We start from the raw sequence: 13,990 nt of genomic DNA, 5'->3' as shown, positions 1-13,990 counted from the left end.
GATTAATCGTTGTCTATTGAGCAACTACGACCATTGCTGGACGAAGAACTCTATCTTCCAACTTATAACCCTTTTGCAAAACTTGAACAACAGTGTCTTTAGCGTGATCCTTGTCAGCGGGAACAGTTTGCACTGCTTGACTGTCATTGGGATCAAACTTCTCACCAGCATTATCAATGATAGTTACATGATTGTCAGTCAAAGCCTTAACCATGTGTTGCTGTACCATTTCAATACCCTTCTTCAATTGCTTGCCAGCGTCATCGCTGACTTCAACATCCAAAGCACGTTCTAAGTTATCAATTACTGGAAGAATTTCAGTAGCCAATTTTTGACCATCATATTTAAGGATTCCAGCAACTTCCTTCTTATGACGATTATTCATATTTTGAATTTCAGCTTGGCTTCTCAAAAACTTATCTTCTAGTTCTGAATTCTTAGCCTCAAGATCCTTGATTTTTGCATCCTTAGGATCGATCTTGGTTACTTTTTCAGCACTCTTTTTGGCATCTTTGGCATCAGCCTTTGGTGCTTCTTTAGTTTGTTTGCTAGAAGCTTTTACATCTTCTTGTTTCTCTTTATCTGCCATTACTTCCTCCTAAATATCAAGAATCATCATACCGTGAATAATAGTCAATCAATCGTTTTGCCAATTCTTGTCTAAATTCACCTAATAAACCAATTAATTGTGAATAATGCATTGTTGTTGGTCCCAGTAATGCAATCACGCCTTTACCATGATGTCCAACATCATAATTTGCCGTGATAATACTGTAATTCTTCAATGCATCAGATCCTAACTCACTACCTAACCGAACCCTAATACCATCATCAGTATCACTTGGATCTAACAGTTTCTTCAAATCTGTACTCTGATTAATAATTGAGAACAAAGATTGTACGTCCGACAAGTCTTCATTGTTGGCGTAATTCAATAGGTTCAATTGGCCATCAACGAAATACTTCTCTGATCCAGCCTTCTTAAACAATTGATCGATCATATCAATCAATCCTTCGTTAGAATACATGTACTGTGACAAGATAGCAGGCACATCATTGTGGAGCAATTGGATAACTCTTGGCAAAGGTTGTCCAACTAACTTATCATTCACAACTCTAACAATTTTCTCAATTAACTCTGTATCAAAATTTTCATCAATTGTATAAATGTTACTCTCAACATTATTATCAGATGTTACAATGATCGCCATAATTTGACGAGAATTCAAAGGAACGATTCTAAATCCAGTTAATAATATCTGACTGCTTTCAGGTCCTAATGTAATAGCAGTGTAACTTGTTAAATGAGATAAGATCTTAGCCGATTGTTCAATAATGTCATCAATTTGATGATACGTTTGACCAAAATCTTCATCAATTCTTTTAGCGATATCTTGCGGTACGGTAGTAGGTTGTACCAAATTATCGAGATAATAACGATATCCCATTGCGGAAGGAATACGTCCAGAAGAAAGATGAGTCTTCTCTAAGTAACCTATTTCTTCCAGTACAGCCATCTCATTTCTGATGGTTGCCGAACTAACATGAAATGGTAATGCGTTCATCAATGTTTTTGAACCAACCGGCTGGCCGGTATCTGTGAAAATGCGCACGACTTCTCTCAAGATTGCATCTTGACGTTCCGATAACATTATACCGTCCTCCTTTTAGCACTATTCATATTGGAGTGCTAACAATGTAAAATATAACAATCTATCCCTATAGTGTCAAGTACAGACGCTCAGAAAATTTAAAAAATTAGCAAAAATAAAAGAGAGTGCTAATTTCACACTCTCAAATCAAAAAGTAAACTATTTATTCAAAATTATGTTCTTTAAAATACTTAATTGAATTCTCTTTATCAGTATGTAATTGTTCAACTAATGCATCTGCACCATCAAACTTGATCTCACCACGAAGGTAATGAAGCCATTCTACACGAACATCTTTCCCGTAGATATCTTCATCGAAGTCAAAGATATTCGTTTCGATAGTCACACCAGTGTCCTCTTTAAAAGTGACATTATAGCCAACCGAGGTCATAGATGGGTACCATTTACCATCTACCTCGATACGAGTCACATATACACCGATAGAAGGCTTTAATTGCTCTTTAGTGGTATGTACATTAGCAGTTGGATAACCCAGCGTACGTCCTCTCTGTAGCCCATGTACAACCTGTCCTTGATTCTGATAGTTGTAGCCCAATAATTCATTAGCATAATCAACTCTATCTGATAGAATCAATTTCTTAATAGTACTCGAACCGATTTTTTCGCCATTGATCATCTGTTCAGGAACAGTCACTACTTCGAACTTGTCTTTTGCAAAGTTGGGCAGTGTCTGCATATTAGCTATATCCTTTTTACCATAAGTATAATCGAAGCCTGCCACCAAATATTTAGCTCTAATTTTGACCATGTAATAGTCCACGAATTCTTGTGGTGGCAAACTAGCAAAGTCTGATGTGAATTCAACAAAGTACAATTCATCAACACCCATTTTGTTCACTAGCTCAGCTTTACGATCCATAGTTGAAATATACTTATAATTATTTTCATGTTGGTATATTTCACGTGGCGACCTGTCAAAGGTCAGTAGAACTGATTTCAATCCTTTTTCATGTGCCAAATCAACTCCACGCTGAATAACTTTTTGGTGTCCACGATGAACACCATCAAAAAAGCCCATAATCAAAACTATATCGGAATCAGGTATTTGGTCATCTTTAAGTGGATGCTTAACATTTAATATTTTCATCAGTTCATCCCCCTAATCATTATTCAGTAACATTGTATCTGGAATCCATAATTGACGTTCATCATTATATTTATAAATTGCCTTAGTTACATTATCCCTAGTGACACGCAAGTTTTGCTTGTGATCATAATTCTTTAAATCCAAGAAACCGCCATGTAGTACACGAACTTCCCACTCTTCATCAGTCAATTCATGTGCTTGCATGTATGACAATACCTCATCGGTACTCTTCAAGAATTCATGATTATCTTCGTCCATCATTTTTCTGATGTCCGCCAACTTATAAGTCTCACTGATATTGAATCCAGCACTCTCAGTCCTAGTTAGTTGTGACATGAATGAAGGAACTCCGAGTAACTCGCCGAATTCAACTGCAAGTGTTCGGACGTAAGTCCCCTTTGAACATTTCACATGGAATCTGAGCTTTTGAGTACCTGATTCTTCATCAAATTCAGGTTCACCCATCATGTAGAAATCATAAATATTAATATGTCGCTCTGGACGTTCAACCTCGATTCCAGCACGTGCATATTCATATAACTTTTTACCATTAACTTTGACCGCAGAATACATTGGTGGAATCTGTGTCAGCTCACCAATCATTTTTTCAAATGTTGTCTTCAACTCTGAATCTTCAAAAGGCTTTGAAAGTTTAACTTCCTTAACTACATCCCCTTCACGGTCCTCAGTGGTCGTAGATTTACCAAGAGTGATCTCGCCTTCATATTCCTTAGGTGAACCAGTCAAGCGGTTGACTAATTTTGTTGATTGACCGACACATATTGGTAGAACTCCATCAACTAATGGGTCCAGTGTGCCGGTGTGACCGATTTTCTTCGTGTGAAGAATCTTGCGCAATTTATATACATAATCAGAACTTGTCATTCCGATTTCTTTATTTAGAGGAATTACTCCGTTCATTTCAATCTCCAAATTCAATTAATTTCTAAAACATATCAAGGACTATTCTACTAGTTATTTAAATAGTTTAACAATCATTTTTTTGAGATTGTATAGAAAAAGGCTCAGCAATTTTACTTGCTGGGCCTAAACGAGTTGCAGAAGCCAGATTTCTGCGCTTAGCTACATTTTCCAAGTCGCCCACTACGTGTGCAACTCGTAAAATGCGACTAATGCTCAAAATCTACCGGCTTCTTCAACCCTCTATCTATTCGCTTCATCCTGGTGCAACTTAGCAATCAAGCGGTCAATCTTCTCTCCGTATTGGATAGATTTATCCTGCTTGAATTCCAATTCTGGAATCTTGTAGAGTGTCAAGCGAGGAGCTAACTCTTTGCGAATTAATCCCTTGGCCTTATCCAATCCTGCTTGGGTCTTTTCAACATCACTAGCTTTTTCAGATAGAATGCTGTAATAAATCGTGGCTGATTGTAGGTCGCCTGTCATTTCAATTCCAGTAACTGTAACGCCTTGTACACGAGGATCACGTACACGTTTTAACAGAATATCATTTACTTCTTTTTGAATCTCTTGTTCTACACGTCCGATTCTATGTTTTACCATATTTTCATCTCCTATTTGACTGGAACTTCTTCCATCACATAGGCTTCAACTTCGTCGCCAATCTTAATGTCATTGTAGTTTTCAATTGTGATACCACATTCGAATCCTGACTTAACTTCTTTGACGTCGTCCTTGAAACGTTTAAGTGAAGCGAGCTTGCCTTCATAGACTACGATACCGTCTCTAATTAGACGAACTCCACTATCACGAGTGATGCTACCATTATTTACAAGACATCCGGCAATTGTACCAATCTTAGAAACATTGTATGTTTCACGAACTGTTAAGTTACCTGTGATCTTTTCTTCGTAAACTGGTTCTAGCATACCCTTCATGGCTGCTTCAATTTCATCAATAGCCTTATAGATAACTCTGTGTAGACGAATATCAACATTTTCATCTTTAGCTTGTACACGTGCTTGAGCAGTTGGGCGTACATTGAATCCGATAATGATGGCACTACTTGCAGCAGCAAGGTTAACATCACTTTCAGTAATTGCACCAACGGCAGAATGAATAATGTTTACACGAACACCCTTAACTTCAATCTTCTTCAAACTTCCGGCAATAGCTTCGGCAGAACCTTGAACATCGGCTTTAATAATAACGTCGACAGTCTTAAGTTCTCCTTCTTTCATTGTCTCGAACAAGTTATCAAGTGTAACAGGGTTAGTGTTTTGACGTTCGATTTGAAGAGCACGACTAGCACGTTCTTCACCAGCTGCACGAGCTGTCTTCTCATCGTCAAAGACAACGAACTTATCAGCTGATTCTGGAACATCATTCAAACCAGTAACTTCAATAGGTTGAGAAGGCAATGCCTTCTTAACTTCTTTACCGTTATAGTTTGTCATAGTTCTAACACGTCCATATGTGTTACCAACAACAATTGGATCTCCAACATGAAGTGTACCTTGTTGTACCAATAGTGATGCAACAGGTCCACGGCCTTTATCAAGCTTAGCTTCGATAACAGTACCGACAGCTTTTTGTTTAGGATTTGCTTTCAATTCCATAACATCAGCTTGAAGAAGAATCATTTCAAGTAATTGATCAATGTTTGTTCCGACTTTAGCAGAAATATTAACAAAGATAGTATCCCCACCATAATCTTCAGGAACAAGCTCATATTCCATCAATTGTTCGATAACATGTTGTGGATTTGCACCTGGTTTATCAATCTTGTTAACCGCAACGATGATTGGATCATTAGCAGCTTTAGCATGGTTGATAGCTTCGATTGTCTGTGGCATAACACCATCATCAGCAGCTACAACTAGGATAACAATATCAGTAATATCAGCACCACGAGCACGCATATTAGTAAAGGCAGCGTGTCCTGGAGTATCAAGGAATGTGATCAAACGATCGTTCAATCTAACTTGATAAGCACCAATATGTTGAGTAATACCACCAGCTTCACCAGCTGTAACGTGAGTATGTCTCAAGTGATCAAGCAATGTTGTCTTACCATGATCAACGTGTCCCATGATAGTAACAACTGGAGGACGAGGTACCAAGTTCTCTTTATTTGTTGTTTCAGCATCGAAGTATTGATCGATATCAGCAATATCTTCTTGAACCTTTTCTTCTGATTCAATACCGTAATCAGTAGCTAATAATTCAATTGCATCTTTATCCAATGATTGGTTTTGGTTGATCATAATACCAAGCATGAACAACTTCTTAACAATTTCAGCTGGCTCACGGTGAATCAATTTACCAATATCCTGAGCATTCATACCGACAGTATATACAAGTGTCTTTGGTAATGGACGATCTTTTCTTTGTGGCATTGGCTTCTTTGGTTCAGTTCTTTGACGTTGTTGTCTCTTTCTTTCCTTCTTCTTCTTACGACTACCGAAAGGATTAGCTAGATTTTGCTTGTGGCCAAAGTCACGATTGTTATTCGTTGGCTTTGTCTTCTTGTATTCTGGCTTTGGAACTTCAACGCTTGCTGGAGAAACATTTACCTTTGCAGTTTCCTTAGCAGTGTTTTGTGCTGCTGGTCTTCTGCTTGGGTTGTTATTGTTTCTGTTATTAGCATTATTATTGTTATTACTATTGTGGTTATTGTTATTGTAACGACCGTTACTATTATTGTTATTAGGACGGTTATTACTATTACGGTTTGCGCTAGAATGGTTGCTATTGTTGTTACGGTTTTCGTTTGGACGACTACCGTTACTTGCATTATGGTTATTACGATTGTTTCTAGGACGGGAAGGCGTACGACTAGCCTCTTGGATATTTGTCTTAAATTGCTCTAGATACTTATTACCAGCGCTTTGTCTAGGTCTTGGTGCTTGTGATGTTTGTGGACGATCACGTCTAACACTGCCATTGTTACGACGATCACGGTTTTGAGAACTGTTATTTCTATTGTCATTACGATTGTTGTTGCTACGATTATCGTTTGGACGATTGTTCCCATTATTGCTATTACCAGGACGGTTACCGTTGTTAGTAGTATTACTACTATTGTTGTTGCCTCTGTAATTACTGTTTCCATTTGGACGGTTTGCAGTGTTTGATGCAGAGCTGTTGTTACGGTTTCCATTGTGGTTATTATTATTGTTTCCACGATAGTTACTGTTTCCGTTACCATTACCGTTACTATTGTTACGATTATGGTTATTACGATCAAAGTGACCCTTATTCTTGTTTGGATCTCTTCTTACAGCAGTAATTTTGATCTTAGTTTTGTGATCACCACTTTGTTGATGATTCTCACTAGTATTTCCTTTTGGAGCAGTATTACTTGATGTATTATTTGAAGCTGGTTTGGCAGCAGGTTTTGAAACTGGCTTTGCAGCTGGTTTACCACCCTTTAGACTACCTACAATCTTCTTTTCACTTGTCTCATCAACTGATGACATGTGATTTTTAACATCGATACCTAATTTGGCAGCGGCATCTAATACAACCTGGTTTTCAACACTATTTTCTTTTGCAATAGTATAGATTCGTTTTTTGGCCATCCTATCACTCTCCTTAATTTTCCATAATTTCAATTAACCTTCTAGCAATTCCAAGATCCGTAATACCGATAACCTTACGTTCTTTACCGATTGATCTTTTTAGTTCTTGACTTGTGAAGTTATCAATTAACGGCACATTATAAGAATCAGTCTTATTAGTCAAATCCTTTTTTGTACGATCACTGCAATCACTTGCCATTATTACTAATTTAACGCTCTGATTTCGAATCCCCTGCAAGGTTAATTCTGTACCACTAATCATTTTTCCAGCACGCAGAGCTATACCCAAAAAATTTAGAAATGCATCTTTCAATGTTTCTTACCCAAATCTCCGAATAGATCCATTCTGGCTTTTTGATGGTCTACGAATTCGAATAATTCATCATAAAAATCTTCTGAAACTGAGTGTGAGAAAACTTTATCCAATACTTTCTTGGATTTTGCTTCTTTCACGGCATCAGGATCTAGCCCTACATAAGCACCACGTCCAGACTTCTTGCCAGTTGGGTCAATGGAAATAGTACCTTCTTTATCTTTTACAATTCTAACCATTTCTCTTTTAGGGTACATCTTGTTAGTTAGAACATCTTTTCTCATGGGTATCTTACGCGTTGCCAAACCCATCACCCCCTTAATCTTGTGAATCTGAATCTGTATCTGAGTCAGTTTCTGGAGTTGTATCTGTCTTAGGTGTATCTTCTTTAGACTTTTCTTCATCTAATTTTTTCTCAATATCATCTACAGGTACATCTTGGTCGTTATCATCAACAAATTCAACCTGTGATTCAGGTTTAATATCAATTTTATATCCAGTTAATTTAGCAGCTAAACGTGCATTTTGACCCTTTTTACCAATTGCCAATGACAAGTGATAATCAGGAACAATAACAATACATTGTTTTTTATCAGTATCGTCGAATTGAACAGCAATAACTTCTGCTGGGTTCAATGCATTAGCGATAAAGTCGATTGGATCATCAACATAAGGCACAACATCAATGTTTTCACCGTTTAATTCATCAACAACAGCTTGAACACGTGAACCCTTAGGTCCAACACATGTACCAACTGGGTCAATATCTGGATTATCTGATTTAACAGCAATCTTAGTTCTGTCACCCGCTTCACGAGCAATAGAAACGATTTCGACAGTTCCATCATATATTTCTGGAACCTCTTGTTCAAATAATCTCTTAACCAAACCTGGATCGGTTCTTGATACGAAGACTTGAGGACCCTTAGTAGCGTTCTCAACCTTTGTAACATACACACGAATTCTATCACGAGAATTGTATGTTTCTCCTGGCATTTGGTCAGACTTAGCCATAACAGCTTCAATCTTACCAAAGTTGATGTATACAAATCTACTATCACTTCGTTCAACGATACCTTGAATGATTTCGTGTTCATATTGACTGTACTCATTATAAATGATATCACGTTCGGCTTCACGAACACGTTGCATAATTACTTGTTTAGCAGTTTGTGCCGCAATTCTACCGAAGTCTTTAGGTGTTACTTCTTCACGAACATGGTCACCAAGTTCATAACCTTTGCTCTTCTTAGAAGCATCATCAAGAGTAATTTCTAGTCTGTCATCAACGACTTCGTCAACAACTTCTTTAACTGCATAAACATGTATATTACCCTTTTTTGCGTCAAATTCAACCTCAACGTTTTGAGCTTGATTGTAATTACGCTTATAGGCTGCAACAAGAGCTGCCTCCAATGATTCAATAACATATTCTTTTTTGATACCTTTTTCAGTTTCTAACGCATCAAGTGCGTCAACCATTTCTTTACTCATGTTATTCTCCTTCGACGAATTCTCTAGAATTCTATGGCTAAACGAATCTTAGCAATTTTATCTCTATCAATAACGATTGTCTTTTTAAGATTCTTAACTTTTATGTTTAAAGTGATTTGTGCATCGGTTACTTCAGTCATTGTTCCTTCGAAAACTTTGTCACCGTCTTGTTTTTGGTATAAGGAAACATTTACGTATGCACCCTCGTAGTTTGAAAGACTTTCATCATTCTCAATTGGTCTCTCAGCACCTGGCGAAGATACCTCTAAGTAATATGCTGGCTCGATTGGATCAAGTTCATCCAACTTTTCACCATATTCTTCACTGATAACAGCACAATCATCAATACTGATGCCGCCTTTTTTATCAGCATATACACGTAAATACCAATCTCCACGTTCATGAACAAATTCTAGGTCGACTAGAAAGAAATCATGCTTATCCAAAACAGGCTGTAAGATGGCTTTTAATTCATCAATTTTTGTATTCAAAAATTCTCCTCCAAAGTAATCGGCAATAAAAAGAGTGAGCATCTCTGCTCACTCATTAATCAATAATTAACTAGTAGTTAATTTAACATATATTGACATTTAAAGCAACCTCTAACGCTTGAGGCTAAAAGAGAGAGAGCTGATTTTCATCAGGCATCCCATCCAAAACATGATTTTCAGTCATATATTCGACAATAGTTTTGGAAACTTTACCACGAGTTGACAAGTCTTCTTTTGATAAGAAAGGCTGTTCTTCACGGGCGGCAACGATTTGCTTGGCAACATTATCACCCAAACCAGGGATAGCGTTGAATGGTGCCAACAACGTTTTGTCATCGATGATCTTAAATTCAAACGCATCTGATTTTTCAAGGTCAACCATTTTTATTTTGAAATCACGTTCTAGACATTCATTAGCTAATTCCAAAACAGTTAATAAATTCTTTTCTTTAGTAGAAGCATCCATACCTTTATCATTAATTTCTTTCATTGCATTCTTAACGGCATCTTTACCAGTTGTCATTGCAACAAGATCAAAATCATCAGCACGAACAGAGAAGTAAGCACTGTAATAGTATAACGGATAATGAACTTTGAAGTAAGCAATTCGCAACGCCATAAGAATATAGGCAGTGGCATGCGCCTTAGGGAACATGTACTTGATCTTCAAACAAGATTCAATATACCATTGCGGAACATCAGCATCCTTCATTTCTTGTTTCCATTCATCAGGAATACCACGTCCCTTACGAACATGCTCCATAATTTGGAAGGCAGTCTGTGATTTCATACCCCAGTGGATCAAATCCATCATGATATTATCACGACAACCGATAACTTCCTTAAGAGTAACAACGCCCTGATCAATTAATTCCTCGGCATTGCCTAGCCATACATCAGTACCATGTGACAGTCCTGAGATCTGTAGCAATTCAGCAAATGTCGTTGGATGTGTTTTCTCTAACATTCCACGAACAAATCTCGTACCAAATTCTGGAACTCCTAAAGTACCAGTTTTAGAGAAGATTTGTTCAGGTGTTACACCTAATGACTTCGTACTACGGAATAATTCCATAACTTCAGGATCATCAACTGGGATAGTCAATGGATCAATTCCTGACAAATCCTGTAATGTACGAATCATAGTTGGATCATCATGACCCAGAATATCCAATTTCAAGATATTGTCATGGATAGAATGGAAATCAAAATGAGTCGTTTTCCATGCAGCATTTTGATCGTCAGCCGGATATTGAATCGGCGTGAAATCAAAAATATCCATATAATCTGGAACAACGATAATACCAGCCGGGTGTTGACCGGTGGTTCTTTTGACACCAGTCGAACCCATTGCAAGTCGTTCTTCTTCGGCATTACGAATCTGCTGTCCAGTTAGTTCCTCATAATTCTTAACATATCCGAAAGCTGTTCTATCAGCAATTGTACCAATAGTACCGGCACGGAAAACATGGTCTTCACCAAAAAGTACCTTTGTATAATTATGTGCTACTGGTTGATAATCACCTGAGAAGTTCAAATCAATATCAGGAACTTTGTCCCCTTTGAAACCTAAGAAAGTCTCAAAAGGAATATCCTGTCCATCTTTTTTCAACTCAGTTCCACACTTTGGACACTTTTTGTCAGGTAAGTCAAAACCAGAACCAACTTCACCTTTAGTAAAGAATTCAGAATATTTACATTTAGGACAACGATAATGTGGTGGCAATGGATTAACTTCAGTAATACCAGTCATTGTAGCAACGAAACTTGAACCAACGGAACCACGGGAGCCAACCAAATATCCATCTTTATTAGATTTATAAACCAAACGTTGAGAAATTAAATAAATAACGGAGAACCCATTACCAATAATACTCTTGAGCTCCTTATCCATACGTTCTTGAACAATTTCAGGGAGCTTCTCACCATACAATTCATGTGCCTTGTTCATAGTCAAACTACGAATTTCATCTTCGGCACCCTCCATTTTAGGAGTATAGAGTTTATCTTTAACAGGAGAAATCTCATCAATTTCATCCATGATCTTCTTAGGATTATCAACAATAATCTCTTGTTCAGTATCTTTATCCAAGAAATCAAATTCATCAAACATCTCGTCAGTAGTTCTAAATTGCACATCAGGTAATTCCTGACGCGCTAATGGATTACTCTTAACAGCCTTGATAACTATTTCTCGGTAAATCTTATCATGAGGGTCAAGATAATGAACATCACCAGTTGCAACAACTGGCTTATTCAATTCCTTACCTAATTTAATAATATTTTTAAGAATCTCTTCAAGACCTGCTTCATCTTTTATCAACTTGGCATCAAGCAAATGTTGATACACAGGTTTAGGCATAACTTCAAGATAATCATAGTATTGAGCAAGTTCACGAGTATCTTCATACCCCTTTTGCATCATAGTATTGAAGACTTCTCCATCCTTACATGCAGAACCTACCAAGATTCCTTCACGATACTTGTTCAATAATCTTCTCGGAACACGTGCTGTTCGATAATAATATTCAGTCATTCCATAGGAAACGATTTTGAACATATTCTTCAATCCAGCTTGTGTCTTAGCAATCAAAATGGCATGGCTTGGACGTGCCTGCTTATAGGCCTCTTCACCACCAACATGATCATTTAATTGCTCAACATTAGTAATTTGGAACTTATCTTCCATCTCATCGAACAACTTATACATCAAATATCCAGTTGTTTCAGCATCGGCGTTAGCACGGTGATGGTGTTCCAAAACAATATTGTATCGTTTTGCTAATGAATCTAGTTTGTGATTGCGATACTCTGAATGCAATGTACGAGACATTTCTAGAGTATCGATAACTGGTACCGAGATCCTATCTCTACCCATTCTAGTCAAAGCAGAATTCAAAAATCCAATATCAAAAGTAACGTTATGTCCAGCTAGAATATCATTTCCAACAAAATACATAAATTTTTGAATAATTGTTTTTTCATCAGGAGCATTTTGAACCATATCATCTGTAATGCTTGTCAAACTAGTCGTAAACTCAGATAAAGGATGACCAGGATTAATGAACTCATCAAAAGAATCCACTACTTCCCCATCCTTCATCTTGGTTGCGGCAAGTTCAATAATACTGTCATAAACGGCTGACAACCCAGTTGTTTCAACATCAAAAATAACGTATTCCGCAGGATTCAATTCTTCGTCTCGCAAATTATATGCAATTGGATTTCCTTCATCAACTAGATCAATTTCAACGCCATAACCGATTTTGACACCATACTTTTGCCCAGCACTATATGCTTCTGGGAAAGCCTGAAGTGCACGATGATCAGTAATTGCAATTGCAGGTTGTCCCCATTCACTAGCACGCTTGATCAAATCAGTTGCACTTGGAATAGCATCCATTTGACTCATATTCGTATGAGCATGAAGTTCGATACGTTTATTGTCTTCTTCAGCATTATCCTTGCGTCCAGCGTGTTTGATGACCATGATATCATTTGCCATAATTGATAATTCACGTGAGAAGTTGTCTTCTTGAACACTACCACGAGCACGAATCCATGCTCCACTGTCTAAATTATCAAAGAAAGCCTCATCATCTTCACCATTCGAGAATTTTTTAACACTGAATGAAGAAGTATAATCTGTAACCTTCAATAATAATAATGAACGACCAGATTTGAGCTTTTTAACATCCTTATCAAAGATATGACCTTCAACAACTTTGTTTCTATCTTCTTCAGTAATATCAACCATTTGAGTTATTTCTGCATCATCAGGAATTTTACGTCCAATTTTTACAACATTCCCGGCGGGTTTCTTAGCACGCTTTTGACTAACTTCCTGTGCTTGAGCTTGAAAATGTTTTGTTTCTTCTTGCTTAGCAGCTTCAAGTGCTTGTGCTTTTTCTTGCCCTTTAGCTTCATCAACATCGACACGAATCTTAAATGATGGAAAACCCAAGGATGTATACGCATCTTGTAAACTAGAAATTAATTTTCCATCCATAAAGTCAGCAATAAATCCGTTTGAAACAGTTAGAAAGACTTGACCGTTTTCAGATTTTGGCGGATTTTGACTCATAAGTTGCGAAACAACCGGGGAGCGCTCTTCACAGTTTTCCAATACATAATTCCAATATTCACGTATGTTCTTCTCATCCAATTGAGGGGATTCTGTATGAATATTGAAATCCACAGTTGCAATTCCGTCAAATCCTTCTTTCAACGATGCAACAAATACTTGAAAGTCATTGAACGGAATAACATCATCAAAATCAAAGAAAAAGGTCCAACGACGTGACTTCTTATGTACTTCTAGTTTGTCTAATTTTGCATTAGCGAATAACTCATCAGATTCCAATAAATTATCCAGTTTGATTTGTTTAATTAAAATTTTAAAAAGTTGATTTTTATCAGACATAACT

At 37.2% G+C, this 13,990-nt stretch carries 11 protein-coding genes; all 11 read right to left on the bottom strand.

Going from position 1 to position 13,990, the window contains the following annotated elements:
• Positions 1–13 precede the first annotated feature (13 nt).
• The gene (grpE, locus tag EKM66_RS02065) at positions 14–589 is read right to left on the bottom strand and encodes a nucleotide exchange factor GrpE (protein WP_125761187.1); all 576 of its coding nucleotides are present in this window, start codon (positions 587–589) and stop codon (positions 14–16) included.
• A 16-nt stretch (positions 590–605) separates the two neighbouring features.
• On the bottom strand, positions 606–1,652 hold the full coding sequence (gene hrcA / locus EKM66_RS02060) for a heat-inducible transcriptional repressor HrcA (protein ID WP_125761185.1): 1,047 nt from the start codon (positions 1,650–1,652) through the stop codon (positions 606–608).
• A gap of 163 nt (positions 1,653–1,815) precedes the next feature.
• Complete coding sequence (gene ribF, locus EKM66_RS02055; protein ID WP_125761183.1) at positions 1,816–2,760, bottom strand: riboflavin biosynthesis protein RibF; 945 nt, start codon at positions 2,758–2,760, stop codon at positions 1,816–1,818.
• Between the two features lie 12 nt (positions 2,761–2,772).
• Positions 2,773–3,681, bottom strand: coding sequence for a tRNA pseudouridine(55) synthase TruB (gene truB / locus EKM66_RS02050; RefSeq protein ID WP_125761181.1), 909 nt, complete (start codon positions 3,679–3,681; stop codon positions 2,773–2,775).
• 243 nt (positions 3,682–3,924) lie between these two features.
• Positions 3,925–4,284 carry a 30S ribosome-binding factor RbfA gene (gene rbfA, locus EKM66_RS02045; RefSeq protein WP_125761179.1) on the bottom strand — a complete coding sequence of 120 codons (360 nt, stop codon included), beginning with the start codon at positions 4,282–4,284 and terminating at the stop codon, positions 3,925–3,927.
• Between the two features lie 11 nt (positions 4,285–4,295).
• A complete protein-coding gene (infB, locus tag EKM66_RS02040) occupies positions 4,296–7,265 on the bottom strand; it encodes a translation initiation factor IF-2 (protein WP_125761177.1) in 2,970 nt (989 codons plus the stop codon).
• A gap of 13 nt (positions 7,266–7,278) precedes the next feature.
• The gene (locus EKM66_RS02035) at positions 7,279–7,578 is read right to left on the bottom strand and encodes a L7Ae/L30e/S12e/Gadd45 family ribosomal protein (protein ID WP_125761175.1); all 300 of its coding nucleotides are present in this window, start codon (positions 7,576–7,578) and stop codon (positions 7,279–7,281) included.
• Positions 7,575–7,883: an RNase P modulator RnpM gene (rnpM, locus tag EKM66_RS02030; RefSeq protein ID WP_125761173.1), complete on the bottom strand. Its 309-nt coding sequence runs from the start codon at positions 7,881–7,883 to the stop codon at positions 7,575–7,577. The genes EKM66_RS02035 and rnpM overlap by 4 nt, the downstream gene beginning before the upstream one ends.
• A 13-nt stretch (positions 7,884–7,896) precedes the next feature.
• The gene (gene nusA / locus EKM66_RS02025; RefSeq protein ID WP_125761171.1) at positions 7,897–9,072 is read right to left on the bottom strand and encodes a transcription termination factor NusA; all 1,176 of its coding nucleotides are present in this window, start codon (positions 9,070–9,072) and stop codon (positions 7,897–7,899) included.
• 23 nt (positions 9,073–9,095) lie between these two features.
• A complete protein-coding gene (gene rimP, locus EKM66_RS02020; RefSeq protein ID WP_125761169.1) occupies positions 9,096–9,563 on the bottom strand; it encodes a ribosome maturation factor RimP in 468 nt (155 codons plus the stop codon).
• 124 nt (positions 9,564–9,687) lie between these two features.
• Positions 9,688–13,986, bottom strand: coding sequence for a PolC-type DNA polymerase III (locus EKM66_RS02015; RefSeq protein WP_125761167.1), 4,299 nt, complete (start codon positions 13,984–13,986; stop codon positions 9,688–9,690).
• Between the last annotated feature and the right edge of the window lie 4 nt (positions 13,987–13,990).

Origin of the sequence: Companilactobacillus hulinensis (genome assembly GCF_003946555.1) — a bacterium.
Lineage (GTDB): Bacteria > Bacillota > Bacilli > Lactobacillales > Lactobacillaceae > Companilactobacillus > Companilactobacillus hulinensis.
Note: the sequence above shows the minus strand (reverse complement) of the source record. Positions and strands in the feature narration are given on the sequence as shown.

Bases quoted from the DNA above. Each gene is read 5' to 3' on its own strand.
- hrcA (WP_125761185.1), bottom strand. From the start codon at position 1,652: ATGTTATCGGAACGTCAAGATGCAATCTTGAGAGAAGTCGTGCGCATT.
- EKM66_RS02015 (WP_125761167.1), bottom strand. From the start codon at position 13,986: ATGTCTGATAAAAATCAACTTTTTAAAATTTTAATTAAACAAATCAAA.
- nusA (WP_125761171.1), bottom strand. From the start codon at position 9,072: ATGAGTAAAGAAATGGTTGACGCACTTGATGCGTTAGAAACTGAAAAA.
- ribF (WP_125761183.1), bottom strand. From the start codon at position 2,760: ATGAAAATATTAAATGTTAAGCATCCACTTAAAGATGACCAAATACCT.
- infB (WP_125761177.1), bottom strand. From the start codon at position 7,265: ATGGCCAAAAAACGAATCTATACTATTGCAAAAGAAAATAGTGTTGAA.
- grpE (WP_125761187.1), bottom strand. From the start codon at position 589: ATGGCAGATAAAGAGAAACAAGAAGATGTAAAAGCTTCTAGCAAACAA.
- truB (WP_125761181.1), bottom strand. From the start codon at position 3,681: ATGAACGGAGTAATTCCTCTAAATAAAGAAATCGGAATGACAAGTTCT.
- rbfA (WP_125761179.1), bottom strand. From the start codon at position 4,284: ATGGTAAAACATAGAATCGGACGTGTAGAACAAGAGATTCAAAAAGAA.